Raw genomic sequence first — 23,156 nt, forward strand, 5'->3', positions numbered from 1 at the left:
ATGCACACTTTGTATCCGGGCATGAAACGCGGAAGCTCCGCGGTTGATGCCAATTGTCCCAATCATCAGTTCCAAACAGCCTGCAAACAGGTCTTACAGGCTCTCTGTCCCTCGGGTGGAGAGCCTTTTCTTTCCCAGAACAGGAGAATTCATCCATGTCACTACGATTCAAAGGCGCCGATCTTCGCCCCGTGCTGGCCGAAGCAATCGCCAATCAATGCCGTGTCATCCTCGCCAAGGATCAAGGAACCTATTTCCTCTCCGAACGCGGAGAACGCACCGAGACGGGGCACCACAAACTGCTCGCCTACGCGGTCGGTTGCAACCCGGATGTCGACCCGTTCGACGACTGGTGGGAACTGGTCCGCGCGGAACTTGGCGGAGACGATTTCGGCGAGTTTTTCGACCCGAAGGAGGGCGTCTTCCTCCGCATTCTGGAAAGCGATGACGATCTCGAACTGTCCGCCAGCCCGACGCAATTGTCGCTACTGGCGGTGCCGCCTATCCCCTGAGAGCAGCAAATGCTTACGGCCCCCGCAGATCTGCGGGGGCCTTTTTTTGACGCCGCACGTCCGCGATCGGCTGTCCGTAGCTCCGCGTCATGACATCGCGGCAGTGCTGTTGAACAGCAGCCCGATACGAGGTCTTGGCGCGCATCCTTTACACCGCTACCGTGTTCCAGACACTACTCCACGATAGGAGAAATCGGCCGCATGTTGCAAATTGCGCGCAAACGCGCATCACGTTCCAAATATATTGGAATATCGTTCTGCATTATAGGGCTTCTTATACCAATCTCCGAGTATGTAAAATACGCCTATTTTACGGACCCTGCGATATTGAAGCTCATTCTCTTCCCATTCATTCAAAAAATAAAATATCTTTATGCTAATTACGCCTGGTTCAGAGGTGTGTGGATGGTGGCGCCGGAGCCGTCTTTTGATATGCCGGTTCCATTCTTTAATCTGGCCGGGCTCACCGCTCTCAGCTCCTGCATAGTGGGCGCCTGGCTCAGAGATCGCGCGCTCGGCAATCTTCGATTGATCGCTCAGGCTGAACATATTCTGACATTGCAGCAACTGGTCGGCGCCAACATCTCCTCGCAATCGATCGGAAACATTCAAGCAGGTGGCGATGTTACGATCAATCAGATCAACCAGGCCCATGAGACAGCAAACAAGCTGACCCATGGGTTTCGCGACGGACCTCTCTGGAGTCTTGTCACCGGTATCGTCTTTCCGCTCTGCGTTACAATCATCGGCCACCTCCTCGGTCTACAGTAGGTGGCTCGCAAAGGGGTGCGTGCCCCCTCAACTCTGCCCTCACCATGACGGCAAACAGGAGCTTTCCCCAGTGCATATTGTTGCCCACGGGGGATTGCGGCCGCGTGCGACCCTGCCAGCATGCCCGCTGATGTTTTCAGCCGCATGCCCAGGCAGTCATGATCTTCGAGACTGCGACGTGGTTGTCACCACGTAGATCATCCCGGTTCGCACCGGCATCCATGCGCGAACGGCCATCGTCAACGATGGTGATGCCTGAACATCGTTTCATCAACCCACGCGGGGGTTTCACACCTCCCCGCCAGGGTCGGGTGTGTCTCCGCTCTTTTTTCTGGAGATCCACCATGACCACGTCCAACGAAACCAGTTTTTTCGACCTGCACATCACCGGTCTCGGCTATCTCAACCGGATCCGTGAGGTGAAGCCCAAGAAAGGCGCGCCGTTTCTGGCCTGCGACGTCGCAGCCCTGAACGGTCCGGCCAACGATGCCTCCTACGTGCGTTTCGATACGCGCGTTTCAGGCTCCGAAGCCCAGCACCTTATCCGCCGTTGCATCCAGGCGGTCGAGAGCGAGAAGAAAGTCCTGATCGGCTTTCGCCTCGGCGATCTCTGGACCGACATCTTCACCTACGCCAAGGGGAAGCGTGCCGGTGAGCAGGGCGTCAGCCTCAAGGCCCGCCTGCTCTTCGTCAGCTGGATCAAGATCGACGGCAAGCTCGTCTACAAGGCTGAGCCCAAGCCGACCGAGACCAGCGACCAGGTGCCCCAGGCCCCTGCCTCATCCCCCACACAGGACGCCGCCACGCCCGGAATATCCGCGCCGGCATCCGATACGCCCGAGGAAGACGCCGCCGATACTCCGGTACCAGCGCTTGCCGATTCCTTCTGATCTTCCGGCAAGACCCCGATCATCGGGGTCTTGCTGCCTCAGCTCGCCCCTGACGCCCCGCGTCAGCGTGTGACCGAGGCATCATCCTGTGAGGACGCCCCCATGATTACGATCCCCGGCCGCCTGGCCATCAAGACCATTCACGGTCGCAACGGCGATTTCAATGTCGGCCGCCTTGCAACCTCCATCGGCGAGTTCGTCGTCAAGAATGCCGAACTCGAGCAATATGCCGAAGGACAATATGAAGGTGATTTCGGCATCGCCGAAATCCGCCCTTCCACCTATACGACCAATGGCCGCATGGTCATTGAAATCCGCGCGCTGCTTGGCGGCATGACCCTCTCCAATATCGATGCCCTGAGCGCTGACGATGTCCAGCGACTGAGCCCACAGGAAGTCGACCCGATCGACGAGGAGACCCAGACGCCAGCACCGTCTGAGGTCAGACCTTCGAGAAAGGCGAGGACACGAGATCGGCATGATCCCCTGGTCGATACGACACCCTTCGGTGCCGCACCGCCCGCGGAGACCAAAGCCCGAGACGAGGATGCTGACAAGGCGCTCTTCGACACGCTCTGGCCGCTTGGCGAGACCGTGAAACTCGATCCGACAGTCGATCGCCAACGCCTGCGTCAGCAGTGCGATCGTCTCGGCGTGCTTGGATATACGTTCACCCCTCTGGCTCAGGAATGGCGTCTGGCCACCTGAACCCTCATGCCGTGCGAACGGCCCTCTCTCACCCGTCGGGGATTCATCCCCTCGGGGCGGATCTCCGACATTTTCAATGGAGGTCTTTTATGGGCTGGTATTTTTCGCTCCAATCCCGGGAAGAACTGATCCGGGAACTCACCTGGTCGGAAACGACCGAACGCGCGTTCACCCAGGTCCTGGACCACGCCCTGCACGAGAACGTGCTGTGGTCATTGGTCAGGGTCACCGCGCGGGTCGACGGCGTACATCCTCATCTCAAGCCCGGCGATTCCCTCATTTATATCCGCTGCGACCTCCTGGAACGGAGCGGAAATATGTGGGGCTACAAGCCGCTCGAAGAGGCGATGCACCCCTACTATTACTCGTGCCCGTTGCGCTTTCTGGACATGGCGCCCGAACAATCCGCCGAATGGCGCGCGGGGGTTCGTACCTGGCACGAAGAACACCATTCCGCGACTTCGCCGACAGCGCCTGCCTCGACCTGATCGGCAGGCCCGATCCTTCCAACCCAATGGGGCAGTACTGTCCCTGCCGGGCGGTGCTGCTTCCTTTTCCAGGGAAATTCACCATGCCCGCAACCCCTTCTTCCAAACTGCTCTATCGTATCGACGAATGTTCTGATCTCATGGCCGATGCCTGCATCGCCGACGAGCGCAACGACCTCGTTTTCCTGTCCGTCTGGGCCCGTGACACCGCCATCCAGGAATTCCTGGCACGCCTGACCCTCGGGCGTGACGAACGGGGCCTCGACCAGTTCCAGATCGTCGCCGAGGACGGAAGCAAGACCCCGATTTTTGTCGGCAATGTCGACATGCTCAAAAAGCGCTCCACGCGGGCCTATCGGCGGACCCTGTTCGGCTCCATCGTTCATCTCTGGCTGTTCGACCGCCGTTGCGTGCGTCCGGACAAAGCCAATGCCAGTGCGCTGGCTCTTCTGCCGCGTCACTCTCTCCGCCACCGCGACCGGCTGTGGACGCTGGTCAAGGAAACCTGCCCACTTCCCCTACTCGATCACTGGCGCGAAACCGTCCTGGACCTCCTCTACGCCCAGGACATGCTCGGCCATCTCCCGCTCGCCCTCGGGCCGCTGGAAGGCCATCGGCTGGCGATCGACGTCCCGGCTCTGACCGTCGCCCTCGGCGGCCTCATCCGTAGCGGTGAATTACGCGCCGACGACAGCCCACTGGCTTCGGTGTCGCCGCTGCTGCGTGTCGCATAGCCGACTTTCATGCAGACCCGCTCATCAGGGTCGGTCCCCCTTCCTCACCGTCATCGTGGAGACATCCCATGGCTCTCATGTTCCCGCGCCTTGCGCGCAATTTCGCCAGGAACGGCTATTTTCCGACCGATGAACCGACGATCGAGCGCGTGCTCTCCGCACTGGCTCCTGGTGTCGGCCCGATGAACATCCTCGATCCCTGCGCCGGCGAAGGCGTTGCGATCGCCGAAGCCGCTCATGCCCTCGGGCGCGAACAGGTCCAGGCATTCGCGGTCGAATACGATGCCGAGCGCGCGCGTCACGCACGGCAACTGGTCGATCGCTGTATCCATGGCGATCTGATGGACACATTGATCTCACGACAGAGCTTCGGCCTATTGTGGCTCAACCCGCCTTACGGCGATCTGTCGAAAGGGATGGACGGCAATATCGGCTATCAGGGCCAGGGGCGCCCGCGTCTGGAAAAGCTGTTCTACCAGCGCTCGCTTCCCTTCCTGCAATATGGCGGCGTACTGATCTTCATCGTGCCGCATTACGTGCTCGACGCCGAACTGGTCGGCTGGCTCACACGCCACTTCACCGACCTGCGCATCTACCGGGCGGTGGAAACGCAGTTCAAACAGGTCGTCATCTTCGGACGCCGCGTTCGTCAGCGCGACCAGATGTCCGACGTGACCAAGACCATGCGCGGTCTGCTGCTGCAGATCGGGCAAGGCGATATCGAAGCCGAGGAACTGCCGCCTGACTGGCCGTTCCTGCCCTACATAGTCCCCGCCAGTCCTTCGGAACCGGAGCAGTTCTTCCGCGTGACGATGGAGCCCGAGCAGTTCGCCGATGAGATCGGCCGCCTGCAAGGGCTCTGGCCGATGCTCGACATGCATCTCGGAGCCGCGCAGCAATCTCAGCGCCCCCCGGCGCGTGCCTTGTCACACTGGCATCTCGCCCTGGCTCTCGCGGCGGGCGCGATCTCCGGTGTCGTCCGTTCCAAAAGCGGGCGTGTACTGGTCGTCAAGGGTGACACCCACAAGGAAAAGACGTCGCAGACGCAGTACACCGAACGCGACGACGGTTCCGTGGCCGAAACCCGCATCCTCACTGACAAGTTCGTTCCGGTCATCCGGGCCTGGGACATGACGCCGGCCTCCCCGACGCGGGGAGAGGTGCTCACGATCCGCTGATCCAGTTCATCCCCGCTTCCCGTGGAAGCGCACTATCAAGGAAGGATTCCTTTCCATGTTCAAAAACCTGTTCGCCGGTCTGGACTATCCCCAGACAGCCCCGCCGCTCTTCCCTTTCGGCAGCCTCAAACTCAGCAACAAGGTCCAATGGCTGGACCGCAAGGGGCTGATCGAGCCTCTGCAGTATGTCCAGCGCCACATCCGGGGCGACTGGGGCGATGTCAGAGACGATCAGCGTCATGCGAATCTCGACGCATTGCAGTCCGATAACGTCCTGATCTCGCATTATGCGATCACGCCGCGTCTGCTGATCGCGGTCGTCACCAACGCTGACCGTACCGTCACCGTCGTTCAGCTGCCCGAAGAGGATCTGAGCTTCTAACGGCCGATTCTTCTTCCACATCCGCGCGCGGCTCATCGCCGTTCGCTTCATCCCAATCCGGGGCACGTCATCGCCCCGCGAGGGAGGTGCGTGCCCCTTTTTTTTGGAGCATCACCATGTCCCTCGAATCCGATACTCTTTCCTCTCCCGCCGAAACCGCCTCCATGCAGGACGACCTGCTCGACGCGGCGGCATCTCCTCTTACCGTCAGCCTGCCGGACTTCGTCACCGAATTCGGCGACGAGTTGCTGGACTCGCTGAACCGCGCCAATCCACCGGTCTATACCGGACACCCGAAAGCATTCCGCCAGATCGTTCTGGCCGGGCTCAAGCGTCGCCTGTTCGACGCCCAGGCCGATGTGGTTCACGCCGTGACCGAACTGCTGATCGACCGGGGCGAGCGCGCCGCGATCGTCAACGGCGAGATGGGCTGCGGCAAGACGACCGTCGGTATCGCGACGGCCGCCGTACTCCATGCCGAGGGCTATCGTCGCACCCTGATCCTCTCACCGCCGCATCTGGTCTACAAATGGCGGCGTGAGATCCAGGAGACGGTGGCCGGCGCCAGGGTCTGGGTCCTCAACGGACCGGACACGCTGGTCAAGCTCATCAAGCTGCGGCAGCAACTCGGCGTCCCCGCGCAGGGGCAGGAGTTCTTCGTCCTCGGCCGCGTGCGGATGCGGATGGGGTTTCACTGGAAGCCCGCCTTCACCCGCCGGCGCAGTGCAGACGGCGACATCGGCCTCTGCCCGGATTGCGGCCATGTCATCACCGATCTCGACGGCGAACCGGTCAGGCCGGTCGAACTCGACGCCGAGGACTACCGCAGGAAGTGCAGCCACTGCGCTGCCCCCCTGTGGACCCTGATCCGTCCACGAGGTCTATCTGCCAGCGACCAGTCCTCGGCCGTGCTCAAGGCGCTCAAACGCATCCCGACCATCGGGGCGGTTACCGCCCAGCGGCTGATGAAGACGTTTGGAGACGGTTTCCTGGCTTCCATGCTGGGCGACAATATCCACGAGTTCATCAACCTGATGGACGCCCGCGGCGAACTCGTTTTTTCCGACCGTCAGGCCCATCGCATGGAGCGCGCGATGGCCAACATGGAGTTCGGCTTCGGCGAAGGCGGCTATCAGCCGTCTGAATTCATCAAGAGATACCTGCCGCAGAGCACGTTCGACCTGCTCATCGCCGACGAGGCGCATGAGTACAAGAACGGCGGCTCCGCACAGGGTCAGGCCATGGGCGTGCTCGCCGCAAAGGCGACCAGAACGCTGCTGCTCACCGGTACACTGATGGGTGGCTATGGCGACGATCTCTTCTACCTGCTGTTCCGTGCCCTGCCAGGCCGGATGATCGAGGACGGCTACCGGCCGAACAAGAGCGGCAGCATGACATCCGCCGCGATGGCCTTCATGCGCGATCATGGCGTCCTGAAGGACATCTATTCCGAGAGCACCGGCACCGCGCACAAGACGGCCCGGGGCTCGAAGGTCACGGTGCGTACCGTCAAGGCCCCGGGGTTTGGTCCCAAGGGCGTGATGCGGTGCGTCCTGCCATTCACCGTCTTTCTCAAGTTGAAAGATATCGGCGGCAATGTGCTGCCGCCCTACGACGAGGAATTCCGTGAAGTCGCCATGGACGCCGAGCAGGCCACGGCCTATCGGGATCTGGCTTCGCGCCTCACTGCCGAACTGAAGCAGGCTCTGGCGAAGCGCGACACCACGCTTCTCGGTGTGGTGCTCAACGTCCTCCTCGCCTGGGCGGATTGCTGCTTTCGCTCGGAAACCGTCGTTCATCCGCGTACACGCCACACCCTGGCGTTCGTTCCAGCTCAGTTCAACGAGCTGGAGATCATGCCCAAGGAGCGCGAGTTGATCGAGATCTGCCGGCACGAGAAGGCAGAAGGGCGCAAGACCCTCGTCTACTCGGTCTACACCGGCACCCGCGATACCACGTCGCGCCTCAAGATGCTGCTGGAACAGGAGGGCTTCAAGGTGGCCGTGCTGCGCGCGAGCGTGGATGCGTCCCGCCGGGAAGACTGGATCGCCGAGCAGCTGGACCGGGGGATTGATGTCCTCATCACGAACCCGGAACTGGTCAAGACTGGTCTCGACCTTCTGGAATTTCCGACGATCGTGTTCATGCAGAGCGGTTATAACGTCTACTCATTGCAGCAGGCCGCTCGCCGGTCATGGCGCATCGGACAGAAGCTTGCCGTCCGGGTGATCTTTCTCGGCTATGCGGGCACGTCGCAGATGACGTGCCTGGGCCTTATGGCCAGGAAGATCATGGTCTCGCAGAGCACGTCGGGCGACGTGCCTGAATCAGGGCTCGACGTCCTGAACCAGGACGGAGATTCCATCGAAGTCGCGCTCGCCAGGCAGCTTCTGGCTGCGTGATCCCCTCCAAATCCCGGCGATCCATCGGATCGTCGGGATCTCTCCTCCCCCTTCATGACCACCTCGAAGGGATACAGGCCGTAATTGCCGCAAGACATGCGGTGAACAAGACCGTTAATCGCCGCAGCCTGGCTTTCCGGCAATGAGAAGCCAAGGACCGCTTCTGTAGCGGGTCTTCTGCGGCTTGGGGGAAACTGTTCAAATCAGATCGACGGCCGCCACTATCCTGAAGCCACATGATCCAGCTGTTCCAGGTGGTCGGGCATCTCCAGCAACTTCAAAGCCGCGGCCGAGATTGCTTCGGCGATTGTCGGGTACGTCTCCGCCGAACTGATCACGACACCAGCAGGAATTGCACTCTCCCCTGAAAAAATGACTGTGGCCTGGTAGCCATTTCCTTTGGGTGTCGCCGATAGCGTAACGTTACCCATCTCTATTGCCCTCCGACGCACGCATGTTCACGCGTCTCGCCTCATGGATCCCTATAGAAGTCTATCCGATAAATATCAGTCTATTTATCGTAATTTTATATATTCCGTTCACGTCTTCAAACCGACGACCTCGACACGACACATCCAGATTGCCCCATACGGCCCGTCACCGTCCATCGCGGCGTGAACGACCTTTTGGCAGATTTTGCGGAACCTGGGGATCTTCTAATCCCTTTTGTTGACTGCCCTGGCGATTCCCCAAGGCGATGGTGACGATCCATTGCTTCCCGGAACTGCTGATGCAACGACCATCCCGCACCATCCGCTCTCTGTCTATCCCGGGCTGCATAGCCAGCAGTCTGCTCCTGGCAGGGTGCGTCACGACGAAGCCCGTTGCACCCGCGCCGGCCGCAAGCGCCAGCATGCCGAGCAGAGCGGAATCCCATAGCCCCGGCGCACTCCCCCCAGGCTTCGTGCCGGTGATGCGCCAGGGCCGATATACGCTGGTCGAGCTTACGCCTGATCTCGGGCAACGGGATCTGATGCTGCAAATTGTGGATGTCAGAGTGCCGTCCACCTTCGATGCGACAGTGGCCGACGCGATCCACTACGTGCTGCTCCGCTCTGGTTATCGCCTCTGCGCCAGCAGCGAAATCGCGCCGCTTTATGCCCTGCCCCTGCCTGCCGCCCACCTGCATCTTGGTCCGCAGTTTTTGCACGAGGCCCTGCTGACCCTTGCCGGTCCCGCCTGGGCGCTGTCGATCGACGATGCGAGCCGGACGGTGTGCTTCAGCCAACACGTGGGGCCAGCCACTCCCGCCCTCACGGTGGCCACAACCGCACCGCGCGGCCCTTCTCTCGGCCAAGCGGGGGTACAGCAACCTCGATTCGACCTCCACCAGCCGCAGGGGGCGCGACCGTGAGCTTACCCCCGATCTCCACCTTGCGCGGTCGCCGGATTCCCTGGTTCAGGATCGTCGCGGCCGGCTGTCTCCTGGCGGTCAGCACGATCGCGCTCACCGATCACCTTACCCTGTCCCGACTGGCTGACCAGACACGCCGCAACAACCCCGACGTGCAACTTAGTGTGCTGGCCGCACGCATGACCGATCTGGAGCGGCTGGCCGACACCGATCGACACCGACCCAAACCCGCCAGCCAGACCGAAATCGCCACGGCACGTCGGTTGCTGGAAGCACGGATCACGCGCCTGGAACAAGAGCAGGCCGCCTTCGTCCACACCGACGATGTCCGAGCGTTGCAAACCCGTGTTGCGGCAATTGAGGCGCAGCAGGAACACGAGCGCCTGGCGCTGACCGCTGCTCCGATCGCTCCCCGACACGCCTCGACCCCACCCCGTCCGTTGGCGCCGCCGTTCCGGGTAACGGGTGTCGAATTGCGCGGCGGCGAACGCTTCCTCTCGATTACGCCGGCAACAACCGCCTCGCTGGCCTCGGCTCGCCTGCTCCACGCGGGCGAGAGCGAGCGCGGCTGGCAATTGCAGGCCCTCGAACCTCACGCCGCGCTGTTCCGTGTCAACGGTACCGCGCAGCGCGTGGCCCTGCCATAGGGGGCTGGCCGAGATGCGCTCCTCCCTCACCGTGGCCGGCCTGATATGCGCGGGCATCGGAATGCCGCTCATTGCCCATTCGCAGCCGGTATCGACAGCCGCTTCGCGCACCGGCCTCAGCCAGATCCAGACGACCAGCGACGCGGCATCCGAAGAGCGCCAGGCGCGAACCTGGGGTCTGCGCACCGAGGAGTGGGCGCGTTTCCGCGAGTTGATGCAGGGGCCGCTGGGGATCTACTCGCCGAATCTCGATCCGCTGACGGCGCTCGGCATCGAAGCACGCAACGACGACGAACGAACCCGTTATGCGACGCTGCAAGCCCAGGCGGAGGCGAGGCGCGTCGACAAGATGCTGGCCTATCAGCGCGCCTATGATCTCGCGTGGCAACACCTGTTTCCCGGCCAGTTGCGGGTGAGCCTGCCCGACGCCCAGACGCCGAGCACCGGCAACTCGGGCTCCGGCCGGTTGGCCGTTTTCGTCAAACCGGATTGCCCCGCCTGTGCGCAGCGCGTCGAGCAATTGCAGTCGAGCGGAACCAGTTTCGACCTGTATCTGGTCGGCAGTCAGGGGGACGACGAGCGCATCCGCCTATGGGCGCGTCAGGCGGGCATCGACCCCGCCAAAGTCCGCTCCGCCACGATCACGCTCAACCACGATTCAGGGCGCTGGCTCTCGCTCGGACTGCCCGGCGACCTGCCCGCATTGGTGCAGGAGGTCAACGGCCAATGGCAACGGCGCTGACCCCCACGCGTCGGGCAGGGCCGCTGCTCGGCCTTGTCGCACTGCTTCCCATGGGCTGGACATCACCCAGCCTTGCACGCGAGCTGCCGCCTCCGGCCTACCAGATGGCGGCTGCACCGGCCGGCGTGCCATCGCCGGTGCTGTTCGCCGTGGCTTTGCAGGAGAGCGGGGCGCTCCTGCGCGGTCGCCTGATCCCGTGGCCCTGGACGCTCAACGTCGCCGGGCACGCCGAGCGCTATCCGACCCGCACGGACGCCTGCCGGCACTTGCGCCAGATCCTGACCCAGCTTCCTGCCAGCCGTGTCGATGTCGGCCTCGGCCAGATCAATCTGGGCTATCAGAGTCGGCGCTACGCCGCCCCCTGCGACCTGCTCGACCCCTACGCCAATCTGGCAACGGCCGCCAGGATCCTGCGCGAGCAGCATCTGCCGAACGAGAACTGGCTGCTGGCGATCGGCCGGTATCACCGCCCCGCCGGAGGCGAACTGGCGGTGCGCTATCGCCGCAGCGTCGGCCTCCGCCTCTCCCAGGTTCTCGCGGACGCGGGGGCGCCATGACTGACCATGCGTTGCGGCAGGATACGATTCCGCCGTTGCCGTTCGACCCGCGCCGTCGCCTCGCGCGCGACCCGGCTCGCTCTTCAGTCCAGCATCTGATCAACGTATCGGGCGGTAAGGACAGTACGGCCGTCTATCTGCTCGCGCTGGAATCCGGATTGCCGTTTCGCGCCGTATTCGCCGATACCGGGAACGAACATGAATCGACCTACGCGTTCATCGACCGCCTCGCACAGCGGACCGGTGGGCCCGCTATCGAGACCGTCCGCGCCGATTTTTCCAGGGAGTTGGCACGCCATCGGGCCTACATCCTGCGCGAATGGCCGAAGCAGGGCATCCCTGATGCGATCGTCGCGGAAGCGGCCGCTCTTCACGAACCCACAGGCAATCCCTTCCTGGATCTCTGCATCAGCAAAGGACGGTTTCCGAGCGCCGGAGCCAGGTTCTGCACGGAGGCGCTGAAGGGTCTGCCGATCACGTTTCAGGTCGTGTTTCCCATGCTCCGACATGGCCCTGTCCTGCAATGGCTCGGCATCCGCGCCGCCGAGAGCGCGCGCCGCGCCCGACATCCCCGCTGGAACCGCCATGACAGCGGCTCCTTCGTCTGGCGCCCCATCTTCGACTGGTCCGTCCAGGATGTATGGGCGATGCACCGCCGGTACGGCCTTGCCCCCAATCCGCTTTATGCCCACGGCATGGGACGGGTCGGCTGTCTGCCCTGCATCCATTGCACCAAGAACGAATTGCGCCTGATCGCCGAACGCTTCCCCGAACACATTGATCGGATCGAACGCTGGGAAGCGATTGTTTCCGCCGCCAACAAGCGCGGCGTCTCGACCTTTTTCGCGGCGGGGACGGACCCGATGGATGCGGGCCGGCCGGGCCGCTACGCCGATATCCGGACCATTGCGGACTGGAGCAAGACAAGCCGGGGCGGGCGCCAATATACGCTGTTCTTCGAGCGTCAGCCCGGCGGCGGTTGTCTTTCCGATCTGACCCTGTGCGAGCACGAGGAGAACGAAGACACATCCAATGGCGTGTCCGACGATCAGACAGCGGACATCGGGAGCCCATCGCCATGACCCGTGGCGTCATGCACATGGCGCTCGCACTTCCCTGCTGGCTGGTACCGGCGTCTGGCATCGCGCAATCGTCGCCGTTGATCATCGTCGAGGACCATGGGGGCGCACCGGCTCAGCCCTATTATGAGGCCCTGACGTCGGAGTCTGCAGAAACGCCGCCGCCGCCCCTCACCAGTCCGCCGAGGACTGCTGAGGGGACCATGCTGCCGGTGCGCTCGACTCTGTTATCACCGGGCGCCGTGCAACCGCGAGAGATCCAAGCACCGGGCCTGACACCGTTTTTCGTCATCGGAGATGACGAACGGTCCCGGCAATGGCTGCGCCTGCATGCGACGCGGCTGCGGTCGATGCATGCGGTCGGGCTGGTGGTCAATATCGACACCACGGAGGCGCTGGCCGCCCTGCGCGCGCTGGCACCGGACCTGCTGCTCTCCCCGACGCCAGGGGATGATCTCGCCCAACGCCTCGGACTGCGGACCTACCCGGCGCTGATCACCGCCACGGGCATCGAACCCTGATCGGAGCCGCCGATGGCCGCGTCCCAGAGCATCGAGGTCTTGCTGCGCCCCGCGGTGGAACTCTATACGGTCGTAGTCTGCGCTGCCGCCGCGCTGCTCTGCCTGGCGGCCCCATGGTCACTCGCCCTCAACCCCCTTCTGGGCCTCGGCAGTGCGCTGGCCTTCCTGGCTTTCGGCGCAATCAGGCTGCGCGAAGCCTGGGCCATCCTGCGCTATCGGCGCAATATCCGGCGTCTGCCCCGTTATGTGATGACCAGCCGCGCGGTTCCGGTCAGCCAGCAGCGCCTGTTCGTCGGTCGCGGCTTCCGCTGGGACCAGCGGCATACCCATCGCCTGATGCAGACCTATCGGCCGGAGTTCCGGCATTATGTCGAACCCACCGTGTTGTATCGGCTCGCGCGGCGACTGGAAGAACAACTGGAGTTCGCCCCGTTCCCGGCGTCCAACTTCCGGAAGGCGCTGGGCTGGGATAGCCCATTCAACCCCGCCCGGCCGCTGCCCCCGGTTGGGGGCATGCCACGTCTCCACGGCATCGAGCCGGACGAGACCGACGTCACGCTGCCGCTGGGCGAACGGGTCGGACACTCCCTGGTCCTGGGCACCACCCGCGTTGGCAAGACGCGGCTCGCCGAGCTGTTCATCACCCAGGACATCAGGCGCCGCAATGCGGCAGGCGAGTTCGAGGTCGTCATCGTCTTCGACCCGAAGGGCGACGCGGATTTGCTCCGGCGCATGTATGTCGAGGCTGAACGCGCCGGACGGACCGGCGAATTCTATGTCTTCCATCTGGGCTGGCCTGACTTCAGCGCCCGCTACAATGCCGTCGGGCGTTTCGGACGCATCTCCGAAGTCGCGACCCGCATCGCCGGTCAGCTCTCGGGTGAAGGCAACAGCGCAGCGTTCCGCGAGTTCGCCTGGCGCTTCGTCAATATCATCGCCCGCGCCCTCGTGGCACTTGGCCAGCGGCCCGACTACCTTCTGATCCAGCGTCACGTCGTCAATATCGACGCCCTGTTCATGGAATATGCGCAGCACTATTTCGCGACGCACGACCCCAAGGCCTGGGAGATGATCGTCCAGATCGAGGGGCGCCTGAACGACAAGAACATCCCGCGCAACATGATCGGCCGCGAGAAACGGGTGGTTGCCCTCGAACACTATCTCTCGCAGGCCCGGGTTTACGACCCGGTTCTGGATGGCCTGCGCTCGGCCGTCCGCTACGACCGTACCTATTTCGACAAGATCGTCGCCTCGCTCCTGCCACTGCTGGAAAAGCTCACCACCGGCAAGATCGCGCAACTGCTCGCCCCGAACTATGCCGATCTCAACGATCCGCGTCCGATTTTCGACTGGATGCAGATCATCCGCAAACGCGCGGTGGTCTATGTCGGCCTCGACGCGCTCTCCGACGCCGAAGTCGCGTCGGCGGTCGGCAATTCGATGTTCGCGGATCTGGTCTCCGTCGCAGGCCACATCTACAAATTCGGCATCGATGACGGGCTGCCCGGTACGACGCCGGGCGCGAAGGTGCCGATCAACGTCCATGCCGACGAATTCAACGAACTCATGGGCGATGAATTCATCCCGATGGTCAACAAGGGCGGCGGGGCGGGCATGCAGGTGACCGCCTACACGCAGACGCTCTCCGACATCGAGGCGCGCATCGGCAACCGGGCCAAGGCCGGCCAGGTCGTCGGCAACTTCAACAATCTGTTCATGCTGCGCGTGCGCGAGACGGCGACCGCCGAACTGCTGACGCGCCAGTTGCCCAAGGTCGAGGTTTATGCGGCTTCCATGATGAGCGGCGCGACCGACAGTTCCGATCCGACCGGCCGGACTGCCTTTACCTCGAATACACAGGACCGGATCAGCAGTTCGAGCGTGCCCATGATCGAGCCCGCGCATGTCGTCGCCCTGCCCAAGGGGCAGTGTTTCGCGCTGATCGAGGGCGGCACGCTCTGGAAGGTCCGCATGCCATTGCCGGCACCGGACCCGGACGAGGTCATGCCACAAGACTTGCAGCAGCTGGCCGCCGCCATGCGCCGGAACTATGTCGAGGCGGACGAGTGGTGGCAGAACCCGGAGCTGGGTGGCCCGCCGACGGACGCCCTGCCGCCCGATCTCGCCGGGGAAACGAGCGCTTGAGCGATCCCGCTGCCACGGCGCAGCGTGCCCAGCAGCGGCAGCAGAGCGCCGTCGTCAGCCTCGTCACCCTGCCGTTTCGCTTTATCGGCGTCCTGTGCGGATCGCTCCTGCTCTGCGTCGCCATCGAATGCGTCGGCATGGCTCTCTTCTGGCCGGAACAGGGCTGGCACCATGCCGAAGCCATGCTCAACCACGAACTGGGCCAGCTTTCCTCCGGCTTCACCCGGAGCGCCCTGGTGCAGGAGCCGGGACGCACGGCTTACCGACTGGTGCAGGCCGCCTATGAGTGGCTGTTCGTGAGAAGCGGTCTGCTGGACTGGATACGCGACGCTTCCGTCCAGTCCAGCAGCGGGGCGCGCAACCAGGCGCATGATTTCCGCTACTACATGGCGGTCGTCTATGTGCATGTCGAAGCCTATCTCATCGCCGCGGCATACACCGTGCTGACCTTTCTGGTCCGGCTGTTCGTGCTGGTGCTGACCTTGCCACTCTTCGTGTTGAGCGCCTTCGTCGGCTTCGTGGACGGGCTGGTCCGCCGGGACATAAGGCGTTTCGGGGCCGGTCAGGAATCCGGGTTCGTCTATCACCGCGCCAGGGCCGCCCTTATGCCGCTGGCCGTCTGGCCCTGGGTAACCTATCTCGCGATACCGGTGAGCGTGCCACCCTTGCTGATCCTGCTTCCGTGCGCCGTCCTGCTCGGCCTCGCCACGAACGTCGCGGCAGCGATGTTCAAGAAATACCTCTGACTCGCAACAGCACCGCGCGTCGATATGTCCTCGTTCCAACGACAATCACAATTTAGCAGGGGCGTGATCCCGGGTAGCTCGGGAGATCGCCCATTATCGGGTCCCAGTCGAGCGCCTCGCTCGCCCAGACATGGAAGGTCGGGCGGATCGTGTTCGGGTCGTCCAGGCTCACCGTCATGACGTCGAGTTCGCCGGGCGTGTCCTCGCGGCGATAGGTCAGAGGGGAGCCACAGCGGCCACAGAAGCTTCGCGTGACACCAGGTGAGGACGTGTAATCGACCGGCGCGCCGCGCGTGTAGCGAAAGCCACCAGACAGCATGCCCACGAAGGGAAGTCGGGGTGCCGACGCGGCACGGCGGCAGGTCTCGCAATGGCAGATTCCGCTGCTGATGGGCTCACCCTCAGCGATATAACGCACGGCACCACACAGGCATCCACCTTCCATCTTCACCTCCCGCTCTTCCAAAATCGTCTGCCTGGTTTCAGTCAGTCAGTCCACTCAGCGCGTCCGGATCCAAGGGGAACAGCAGGCGAGGCCCAGTGCATTGCGATGTCCCCAATAGTGGCCGGAGGACGCAGACGGAGCGCGGGTCCCCACGCAGTCGTCTCCTGAACGTCTGAAAAATCACCAAACCCGGCATCACCCGGGGCATCACCGCCATAGTCGCCCTCATACGCGAAAAGCAGTTCAGCCGTCCGTGCCAAAGAAAGCCGGAACCGTGTCGTTCCCTCACCGCGCCGGCGTGCTGCAACGCCACGCATGGCTGCCGCCGCCATCAGATAGCCCGTTGCATGGTCAAGAGCCTGTACGGGCAGAGAAACCGGCGCCTCGGAACCGCGCCATGTCATGCCATTGGCGGCGATCCCGGATGAGAACTGCACCAGGCTGTCGAAACCGCGCCGGTGCGCCCATGGGCCGCTATGGCCGTAAGCATCCAGTGACACGTCGACCAGACCCGGCCGGATGGCCTGCCCTGCATCAGCGCCATATCCGAGATGGTCGAGGGCGTCGGCCCGATAGCCGTGGACGAGGATATCCGCTCTGGACAGCAATCGTTCAAACGTAGCCCTGTCACCCGGATCCTGGAGATCCAGCCGGGCGCACCGTTTCCCGGGCGTGACATCCGGCGCCACGACGGGCTCCTCCCATCCGGGCGGATCGATGCGGAGAACCTGGGCTCCCCATCCCGCAAGAAAGCGCGTTGCGACGGGGCCGGCCAGAATCCTCGTCAGGTCCAGCACGCGCAAGCCAGCCAGGGGCCTGTCGCGATCGGGACGCCATCGACGATCGTTTCCCGGGCTCCCCATGTCACACAGAATTAAAGGTTCCCTCGAGACCGCCCGGCCTTGCGGATGGCTCTCCCAGGCCGCCCGGCCACGCAGTCGCGCCGCGCATCCCCCGGCAGTGACGATTTCCTGTTCGAGTGCATCGCTGGTCCAGCCTGCCACGGCCTCGGCGACCATTTCGCGCGTCGCGCTGCACCCGAGCACAGCCAAAGCCGCGCGTTTATGATGTGCAGCATTGGTGTGGAGTTTGATCCAGCCATCGCGTGCGCGGTAATCACCGGCGATGGCGTCCCACGCAGCCGGAAGCGTCCAGCCTTGCGGCCGGATGGAAAAACGGAACCAGAGCGACGCGAGGCGATGATCGACCGCCACCGGCAATGACAAACCGTCCGCCTCCAGAAGGTCCGCGACAGCGCGACAAGCCGCCCCGATCGTCGCCGCCGCGAGTTGCGTCACCGGAAAGCAGGAGGGCAGACGATCATTCCCCCTGAACGCCACCCGATCGGCCACCTCGGGAGCGAGCCCGATCGAAGCGGCAATGTCCTTGAGCAGAAGCCGGGATATGTTCCGCGTCATGCAATGATTTCCTGTCGACAGATGAGGTCGGGACGCACGATCAACATTGATTCCCACACCTCGATACCCCCCGATGCGGCGACGGCGAGTGCGCCTGGAGGGGCTTCGACCCGTGAGCATGGGAAAATCCGTCGGGCCTGCCAACTGGATCAGTGTCCACTCGCAGGCATCTTTGGAGCGCATGTTCGCGCGGAACGGCAGCCCGGACATATAACCCGCGAGCGGCTTCTCCATGTCGGAATTTCTGGAAATCTCCGCCGGTCGCTGACAGTATAAGTGACGGGAGGATTCGACATGAGCGAAACATCTGTCCCCACGCGCCCCGCTGAAATCATCGTGACCGATAGCGAACCTCTGGTCCATCTTGCCCGTCACGACAGGCTCGATCGCCTCTATCTGATGGGCCAGCAGGTCGTCATGCCGGACATGGCCCTTGTCTCCGTCCGCGAACAGGCTCCACGCCGGGAAGCGCGCATTATCAACCAGTGGATCACGGACCAGCGCTATCGGAACGGCGCACAGACTGTCAGGGTCGAACCGACGAGCGTCGGCCGTGCCTTCAAACTGGCGCGGAAAGCGTCCACGGGGTTCCAGTGGCCCGAAGCCTCCGATCTGGCGATCGTTGAATGGCTTCCGGTCCAGTTCAGCCGGATCAGGGAACCGACCCTGTTTCTGTATTCAAGCAACAAGGCCCGCGCGCTGGGGCGCTTCGCTTCGCCAAGCCACGCCTTTCGGACGGCCAGCGCCTACATCGAGATGACCGCGACGCCGGAACTTTGCGAAAGCCAGCTTGCCGGCGTCAGCCGAACACGTCAGACGAACCCGGACACCCGTTATGTCCGTGGTCTGCCTATCCCGGCATGGGATACGCCCGGATGGGAACTGACCATGATGCTGCCACCTGACATATGCGCCGAACTGGACAAGATGGTCGACGAACTCGGAGAAGACGCGGACCCCGAGGCGTTATACGACCAGATTATCGGTAATGCCCGACCACCGACAACCCATTGACGAAAGCCATTCACGTCATCCACCCCAAGAGAATGGACCATTGAATGGTCCATTTCATTCGACTATAGTTCCCCTGTCACACCAGCAAGGGAATTCCGCTCATGCAGATTTCCGTCACGGAAGCCAAAGGTCAGCTGACCGAACTGGTCCGCCGCGCCGAAGAAGGTGACGAGGTCATCCTGACCCGTCACGGACGCGCTATTGTGCGTCTCTCTCCCATACGCCCCAGATCCAGCCCTGACACACGGCGTGCCTTGATGGAGCGACTTGCGGCTGCTGGTGCCGCAAAGACAGCGTCCGGTCCGGATGCCGCGCGCAGCCAGGATTTTCTCTATGGCGATGACGGCATGCCGGAATGATTGCCGTCGATACATCCGCGCTGGTAGCCATTGCCCTCAATGAGTCCGCCGCCAGCCGCTGTCGCACCGTTCTCGAAACCGAAGCCGACCTCCTGATTGCCGCGCCCACCGTCACCGAAACCCTGATCGTTGCGGATCGGCGCGGGTTCGGCGCGGAAATGCGTGCGCTGATCGATAATTTCGGTTTCACCGTGGTCAGCTTCACCGACGCTGACGCGAAGAAAGTGGCACACGCCTATGGGATGTGGGGGAAAGGCATGCACCCTGCCGGATTGAATTTCGGTGACTGTTTTTCCTATGTCATCGCCCGCGACCATGAATGTCCGCTCCTGTTCGTCGGCGATGATTTCAGCCAGACCGATATCCAGGCGGCATTTCCCGCTCCGTCCGAATAGACCTTCTTCCGAAAGACATGAACATGGACCATGATCCCGACATCATCACGTCCGGACTGTCCGGCCCCTTCACGCGGGACGGCGAGACGGTGGAGGTGCAGATTTACCGGATCGAGACGGACCCTCAATGGGTGCTGGAGGTCATCAACAGGAACGGGACCTCGATCGTGTGGGAGGACCATTTCGAGACAGCCGAAGACGCAAAGGCGGCCTTTGACGCGACCATCGACAGCGAAGGTATCGGCGCCTTCCTGGACATGACGAATGTTTTTCCCTTCCCGACACGGCACTGAAAACCCGCCGGTATAAAGAGAAAAGCCGGACTTTCACGCTCGGGCGAACGAAGGTTCGCCGCGACGTGCTTTCGTGAGGCAGCGCTACCGACCGGCAGGGATTCCGCCGAGAGCAATCCGGTGCTTCGGCACCGAGAGCATCCAGCTGGCGTCTGACACCTCCACCGAATGCCGGTGAGGGCCCGAGGGCTGACCGGCCGACCGCCGCGCACTGTCCGAATTCGCAGGACAACAATCAGGGCGCGTCATACGCCGCGTTGTCAGCGGCGCAGGCGCGTCCGCTTCTGCAACGTTCGCCATCCCGTTCTTCTCCGCGGAGAAAACCCGATGGCATGCACCGCCTGTCCCGGTCCACCAGCATATCTTTCTGTCATGACTGCGCTGCTGGCGTTCTTCAGTGCGTCGTCGGCCGTGGCGGCGGATGCGCCTACGGAGCGCGAGCAGCTTGCGGGGGTCATTCGCCAATTGGAACTGGCGGATCGGCTCGCCGCCCAGGCCGCCCATGTTACGCCTGACGGGCCCACACGGTATCATTTCGATTTTCAGCGCCTGGACACGGATCTCAAAGCTGTCCGTGTGGGCATCGCCGATTACCTGACGCCCCAGCGGGCACAGCCGCGTGATCCGCTCCGCCTGAACGGCGACTATGCGCGTGAGGGATCGGCAACCCCGACGGGCGCGCGCAATCCATGACGCTGTCCTCCGATCAGAGCACCGCCTTCCAGGCCAATGCCGGCTTTACGCCGGCCAGCGTGTCAACGGCTGCGACCGGCATGGTCTTCGCCGTACTCCTTCTCTGGGGCGCGTGGGCCACCCATGCCGCCTGGGCGGGCTGGGCCGGACGCAAACTGACGGAGCGCCAGTTCCTGGGCGTGATCACGCGCTTCGTCGCGATGTACCTGGCGCTGGGTGTCCTCCTCCTTTCCTGACTCAAGCCGCGAGCATGACGATCATGACGACCATTCCGACCTCTCGCCATTTCCTGACACGACCTGTTGTCTCCTCCGCGGCACTGACGGCCGCCCTGGCACCGGCCAGCGCGTTCGCCGCCGGCCTTCCGACCATGGAAGACCCGTCTCGGGGGACCGGCAGCGGGATCATCCAGACCCTGCAAAATTACGGCTACGACATCGTGACCCTGATCGCGCTGCTGGTGATCGCGTCGATGTTCATCGGTGTCTGTTACCACGCCTACACGCGTTATTCGGAGATCCATACCGGGCGCGCGACCTGGGGCCAGTTCGGCCTGACCGTCTCCGTCGGCGCCGTGCTGCTGGTGATCGGCATCTGGCTCCTCACCAAGGCCACCGGCATCCTCTGATCCCGGGACCGACCATGACCCATCCTTCGAATACCCCTCATGAGCCGCAGAACGGGCTGGTGACGTTCCTGCCGCATCGCCTGAACCGGCAGCCTGTCGTCGTGCGTGGCCTCACCGCCGATGAACTGTGGATCTGCGCCGGCCTGTCCGGTGTCGCCGGCCTGCTGCTGGGGATCCCGCTCGCCGGCGTCACGCACAGCATCGCCATGATTCCGACCATGGCCGTGCTCGGCATCACGGCGGGCATCTTCGCGGGCGGCGGCTTCCTGCGCCGCCAGAAGCGGGGACGGCCCGATACTTGGCTACACCGGCAGATCCAGTGGTGGCTCGCCGTCCGCCATCCGTCTCTTGGTGCCGTTCTGGGCACCCGCGCCCTGATCACCCGCACAGGGTCCTGGAGCACACGACGACCGGCCCGAAAGACCATGCCGCCGCAGGGTGGATCATGAGCCGCTTTCGCAATGAGGTCGTGCATCTTCAGTCGCATGTCCGTACATTGCGCCTGGCGGCCGGCGCCTTGTTCGTCATCGTGCTGCTGCTCTCGTTCGGCTGGTGGAGCGCGCCGCGCAATCTGACCATTCATGTACCGCCCGATCTGCGCTCGGGCAGCACGCGCCGCTGGTGGGATGTTCCACCCGAGAGCGTGTACACCTTCGCCTTCTACGTCTGGCAGCAGATCCAGCGCTGGCCGTCGGACGGTGAAGCCGACTATGCGCGCAACCTCCGCACGCTCTCGCCCTACCTGACGCCAAGCTGCCTCGCGTTCCTGCAACAGGACGACCTCTACCGGGCGCGGAACGGCGAGCTCCGGAAACGGGTACGTGGCATTTACGAGATTCCGGGCCGCGGCTACGGCGAGGATCCGACATTGCGCGTCAGGACGGTCTCGAACGACGAATGGGTCGTCACACTCGACGTCACCGCCGACGAATATTACGGCGCCGAGCAGGTCAAACGCGCCTTCGTGCGCTATCCGCTCAAGGTCGTGCGCATGGATGTCGATCCCGAACACAACCCGTTCGGCCTGGCGCTCGACTGCTACGCCGGCACGCCGCAACGCATCGAGGTCGCACCCACGCCTCCCGCCCCCCCTCCGGCCGGCGGCACTTCCCTCACCCCGCAGGGAGACACCCCGTGAAACGGTATGTCCTGCCGGCACTGTCCGGCGTTGCCCTTGCCGTCGGGCTGCCGTCCGAAGGCCGGGCCATCGAGATCCTGCATTGGGCACGCCTGCCGCTCGCCGTCCCGCTGGTCGTCGGTCAGGAGCGGGTCGTGTTCGTCGATCGCAACGTCCGGGTCGGCGTCCCGCCGGCCATCGCCGATCATCTGCGTGTGCAGAGCGCCGGGGGCGCCATCTATCTGCGTGCCAGCGATCCGATCGCACCGACACGGCTGCAAGTGCAGGATGTCGCAAGCGGGGCGCTGATCCTGGTCGATATCGCCGCCCAGCCCGCGAAGGACGGCCAGCCGCTGTTGGAGCCGGTGCGCATCGTGGAGGACGAGATGCCCGCGCCGCGTTATGGCGAAACGGACGGCGCCACGACCGCCGGTCCCGGCATCGCCTCCGGCAACGCGAGCACCGCCGTGCATGAGACGCCCGTTGCCGTCGCGCTGACCCGTTATGCCGCGCAAAGCCTATATGCGCCCCTGCGCACCATCGAACCGGTGGCGGGGATCGGCCGCGCGACGCTCCGTCATGACCTGTCGCTGGGAATGCTGCTGCCAACGCTGCCGATTCAAGCTCGCGCGCTGGCAGCCTGGCGTCTGGAAGACCAGTGGGTAACCGCGATCCGGCTCACCAACCTGTCCGCCAACTGGCTGGACCTCGACCCCCGCGCGCTGCAGGGCGATTTCGTGGCGGCGGCCTTCCAGCATCCGGACCTAGGCCCGGCGGGACAATCCACGGACACGACGGTGGTCTATCTGGTCACCCGCGGTCACGGCCTGGCCGAATCACTGCTCCCGGCAATCGCGCCCATCGATCCGGTCGTGAACCTGCCCCCCGCCGGAGCAGCCGGCCAACCCCGGGGAGACCACCGTGAAAAGTAACGGTCT

Annotated in this window: 30 protein-coding genes; 27 read left to right on the top strand and 3 right to left on the bottom strand. The window is 63.5% G+C overall.

What is annotated here, in order from left to right:
* Nucleotides 1-155: 155 nt before the first annotated feature.
* The 9 genes from ACMAUO_RS14690 (at nucleotide 156) to ACMAUO_RS14730 (ending at nucleotide 8,065) form a co-directional block, all read left to right on the top strand.
* Nucleotides 156-512 carry a DUF3085 domain-containing protein gene (locus ACMAUO_RS14690; RefSeq protein ID WP_420357716.1) on the top strand — a complete coding sequence of 119 codons (357 nt, stop codon included), beginning with the start codon at nucleotides 156-158 and terminating at the stop codon, nucleotides 510-512.
* A 201-nt stretch (nucleotides 513-713) separates the two neighbouring features.
* Nucleotides 714-1,283, top strand: coding sequence for a hypothetical protein (locus ACMAUO_RS14695; protein WP_420357717.1), 570 nt, complete (start codon nucleotides 714-716; stop codon nucleotides 1,281-1,283).
* Nucleotides 1,284-1,627: 344 nt separating this feature from the next.
* Nucleotides 1,628-2,173 (top strand): STY4534 family ICE replication protein, encoded by a 546-nt coding sequence (locus ACMAUO_RS14700; RefSeq protein WP_420357718.1) that lies wholly within the window; start codon nucleotides 1,628-1,630, stop codon nucleotides 2,171-2,173.
* Nucleotides 2,174-2,275: 102 nt separating this feature from the next.
* A complete protein-coding gene (locus ACMAUO_RS14705; RefSeq protein WP_420357719.1) occupies nucleotides 2,276-2,881 on the top strand; it encodes a DUF3275 family protein in 606 nt (201 codons plus the stop codon).
* Nucleotides 2,882-2,970: 89 nt separating this feature from the next.
* Entirely contained in the window at nucleotides 2,971-3,369 is a 399-nt protein-coding gene (locus tag ACMAUO_RS14710; RefSeq protein WP_420357720.1) for a hypothetical protein, read from the top strand.
* A gap of 83 nt (nucleotides 3,370-3,452) precedes the next feature.
* Complete coding sequence (locus tag ACMAUO_RS14715) at nucleotides 3,453-4,103, top strand: hypothetical protein (RefSeq protein ID WP_420357721.1); 651 nt, start codon at nucleotides 3,453-3,455, stop codon at nucleotides 4,101-4,103.
* Nucleotides 4,104-4,171: 68 nt separating this feature from the next.
* Nucleotides 4,172-5,281 carry a DUF6094 domain-containing protein gene (locus ACMAUO_RS14720; RefSeq protein WP_420357722.1) on the top strand — a complete coding sequence of 370 codons (1,110 nt, stop codon included), beginning with the start codon at nucleotides 4,172-4,174 and terminating at the stop codon, nucleotides 5,279-5,281.
* 55 nt (nucleotides 5,282-5,336) lie between these two features.
* Nucleotides 5,337-5,663, top strand: coding sequence for a methyltransferase (locus tag ACMAUO_RS14725; protein WP_420357723.1), 327 nt, complete (start codon nucleotides 5,337-5,339; stop codon nucleotides 5,661-5,663).
* A 116-nt stretch (nucleotides 5,664-5,779) separates the two neighbouring features.
* Nucleotides 5,780-8,065, top strand: a complete 2,286-nt coding sequence (locus ACMAUO_RS14730; RefSeq protein WP_420357724.1) for a helicase-related protein — start codon at nucleotides 5,780-5,782, stop codon at nucleotides 8,063-8,065.
* 221 nt (nucleotides 8,066-8,286) lie between these two features.
* Here ACMAUO_RS14730 and ACMAUO_RS14735 read toward each other — a convergent pair whose 3' ends face one another.
* Nucleotides 8,287-8,496 (bottom strand): hypothetical protein, encoded by a 210-nt coding sequence (locus ACMAUO_RS14735; RefSeq protein ID WP_420357725.1) that lies wholly within the window; start codon nucleotides 8,494-8,496, stop codon nucleotides 8,287-8,289.
* A gap of 266 nt (nucleotides 8,497-8,762) precedes the next feature.
* Between ACMAUO_RS14735 and pilL2 the strand changes: the two genes are divergently transcribed.
* Genes pilL2 through ACMAUO_RS14775 form a run of 8 tightly spaced genes read left to right on the top strand, consistent with a single transcriptional unit; the run spans nucleotide 8,763 to nucleotide 15,856 of the window.
* On the top strand, nucleotides 8,763-9,419 hold the full coding sequence (pilL2, locus tag ACMAUO_RS14740; RefSeq protein ID WP_420357726.1) for a PFGI-1 class ICE element type IV pilus protein PilL2: 657 nt from the start codon (nucleotides 8,763-8,765) through the stop codon (nucleotides 9,417-9,419).
* A complete protein-coding gene (locus ACMAUO_RS14745) occupies nucleotides 9,416-10,066 on the top strand; it encodes a hypothetical protein (RefSeq protein WP_420357727.1) in 651 nt (216 codons plus the stop codon). The genes pilL2 and ACMAUO_RS14745 overlap by 4 nt, the downstream gene beginning before the upstream one ends.
* 13 nt (nucleotides 10,067-10,079) lie before the next feature.
* Entirely contained in the window at nucleotides 10,080-10,808 is a 729-nt protein-coding gene (locus tag ACMAUO_RS14750; RefSeq protein ID WP_420357728.1) for a TIGR03759 family integrating conjugative element protein, read from the top strand.
* Nucleotides 10,793-11,365 (top strand): lysozyme family protein, encoded by a 573-nt coding sequence (locus ACMAUO_RS14755; RefSeq protein WP_473965180.1) that lies wholly within the window; start codon nucleotides 10,793-10,795, stop codon nucleotides 11,363-11,365. Before ACMAUO_RS14750 ends, ACMAUO_RS14755 begins: the two co-directional genes overlap by 16 nt.
* 35 nt (nucleotides 11,366-11,400) lie before the next feature.
* The gene (locus ACMAUO_RS14760; RefSeq protein ID WP_420357729.1) at nucleotides 11,401-12,447 is read left to right on the top strand and encodes a phosphoadenosine phosphosulfate reductase domain-containing protein; all 1,047 of its coding nucleotides are present in this window, start codon (nucleotides 11,401-11,403) and stop codon (nucleotides 12,445-12,447) included.
* A complete protein-coding gene (locus ACMAUO_RS14765) occupies nucleotides 12,444-12,965 on the top strand; it encodes an integrating conjugative element protein (protein ID WP_420357730.1) in 522 nt (173 codons plus the stop codon). Before ACMAUO_RS14760 ends, ACMAUO_RS14765 begins: the two co-directional genes overlap by 4 nt.
* A 12-nt stretch (nucleotides 12,966-12,977) precedes the next feature.
* Nucleotides 12,978-15,110 (top strand): type IV conjugative transfer system coupling protein TraD, encoded by a 2,133-nt coding sequence (gene traD, locus ACMAUO_RS14770; RefSeq protein ID WP_420357731.1) that lies wholly within the window; start codon nucleotides 12,978-12,980, stop codon nucleotides 15,108-15,110.
* The gene (locus ACMAUO_RS14775; RefSeq protein WP_420357732.1) at nucleotides 15,107-15,856 is read left to right on the top strand and encodes a TIGR03747 family integrating conjugative element membrane protein; all 750 of its coding nucleotides are present in this window, start codon (nucleotides 15,107-15,109) and stop codon (nucleotides 15,854-15,856) included. Before traD ends, ACMAUO_RS14775 begins: the two co-directional genes overlap by 4 nt.
* A gap of 52 nt (nucleotides 15,857-15,908) precedes the next feature.
* On the opposite strand, the gene ACMAUO_RS14780 is transcribed toward ACMAUO_RS14775, so the two are convergent.
* Nucleotides 15,909-16,301, bottom strand: coding sequence for a GFA family protein (locus ACMAUO_RS14780; protein WP_420357733.1), 393 nt, complete (start codon nucleotides 16,299-16,301; stop codon nucleotides 15,909-15,911).
* Between the two features lie 41 nt (nucleotides 16,302-16,342).
* Nucleotides 16,343-17,719: a CoA transferase gene (locus tag ACMAUO_RS14785; RefSeq protein ID WP_420357734.1), complete on the bottom strand. Its 1,377-nt coding sequence runs from the start codon at nucleotides 17,717-17,719 to the stop codon at nucleotides 16,343-16,345.
* A gap of 294 nt (nucleotides 17,720-18,013) precedes the next feature.
* Here ACMAUO_RS14785 and ACMAUO_RS14790 point away from each other — a divergent pair, with 294 nt between their 5' ends.
* The 10 genes from ACMAUO_RS14790 to ACMAUO_RS14835 all read left to right on the top strand — a co-directional run bounded on the left by ACMAUO_RS14790 (nucleotide 18,014) and on the right by ACMAUO_RS14835 (nucleotide 23,150).
* Entirely contained in the window at nucleotides 18,014-18,733 is a 720-nt protein-coding gene (locus ACMAUO_RS14790; RefSeq protein ID WP_420357735.1) for a hypothetical protein, read from the top strand.
* Between the two features lie 101 nt (nucleotides 18,734-18,834).
* Nucleotides 18,835-19,092: a type II toxin-antitoxin system Phd/YefM family antitoxin gene (locus tag ACMAUO_RS14795; RefSeq protein ID WP_166498117.1), complete on the top strand. Its 258-nt coding sequence runs from the start codon at nucleotides 18,835-18,837 to the stop codon at nucleotides 19,090-19,092.
* The gene (locus ACMAUO_RS14800) at nucleotides 19,089-19,487 is read left to right on the top strand and encodes a type II toxin-antitoxin system VapC family toxin (RefSeq protein WP_166498116.1); all 399 of its coding nucleotides are present in this window, start codon (nucleotides 19,089-19,091) and stop codon (nucleotides 19,485-19,487) included. Before ACMAUO_RS14795 ends, ACMAUO_RS14800 begins: the two co-directional genes overlap by 4 nt.
* Nucleotides 19,488-19,510: 23 nt before the next feature.
* On the top strand, nucleotides 19,511-19,780 hold the full coding sequence (locus ACMAUO_RS14805; protein ID WP_420357736.1) for a hypothetical protein: 270 nt from the start codon (nucleotides 19,511-19,513) through the stop codon (nucleotides 19,778-19,780).
* A gap of 372 nt (nucleotides 19,781-20,152) precedes the next feature.
* A complete protein-coding gene (locus tag ACMAUO_RS14810; protein WP_420357737.1) occupies nucleotides 20,153-20,473 on the top strand; it encodes an integrative conjugative element protein, RAQPRD family in 321 nt (106 codons plus the stop codon).
* Entirely contained in the window at nucleotides 20,470-20,709 is a 240-nt protein-coding gene (locus ACMAUO_RS14815; protein ID WP_166498113.1) for a TIGR03758 family integrating conjugative element protein, read from the top strand. Before ACMAUO_RS14810 ends, ACMAUO_RS14815 begins: the two co-directional genes overlap by 4 nt.
* 23 nt (nucleotides 20,710-20,732) lie before the next feature.
* Nucleotides 20,733-21,101, top strand: coding sequence for a TIGR03745 family integrating conjugative element membrane protein (locus ACMAUO_RS14820; protein WP_420357738.1), 369 nt, complete (start codon nucleotides 20,733-20,735; stop codon nucleotides 21,099-21,101).
* Nucleotides 21,102-21,115: 14 nt separating this feature from the next.
* Entirely contained in the window at nucleotides 21,116-21,550 is a 435-nt protein-coding gene (locus ACMAUO_RS14825; protein ID WP_420357739.1) for a TIGR03750 family conjugal transfer protein, read from the top strand.
* A complete protein-coding gene (locus ACMAUO_RS14830) occupies nucleotides 21,547-22,239 on the top strand; it encodes a PFL_4703 family integrating conjugative element protein (protein WP_420357740.1) in 693 nt (230 codons plus the stop codon). The genes ACMAUO_RS14825 and ACMAUO_RS14830 overlap by 4 nt, the downstream gene beginning before the upstream one ends.
* Nucleotides 22,236-23,150 carry a TIGR03749 family integrating conjugative element protein gene (locus tag ACMAUO_RS14835; protein WP_420357741.1) on the top strand — a complete coding sequence of 305 codons (915 nt, stop codon included), beginning with the start codon at nucleotides 22,236-22,238 and terminating at the stop codon, nucleotides 23,148-23,150. Before ACMAUO_RS14830 ends, ACMAUO_RS14835 begins: the two co-directional genes overlap by 4 nt.
* Nucleotides 23,151-23,156 lie beyond the last annotated feature (6 nt).

It is taken from the genome of Gluconacetobacter brunescens, assembly GCF_048695475.1.
GTDB lineage: Bacteria > Pseudomonadota > Alphaproteobacteria > Acetobacterales > Acetobacteraceae > Gluconacetobacter.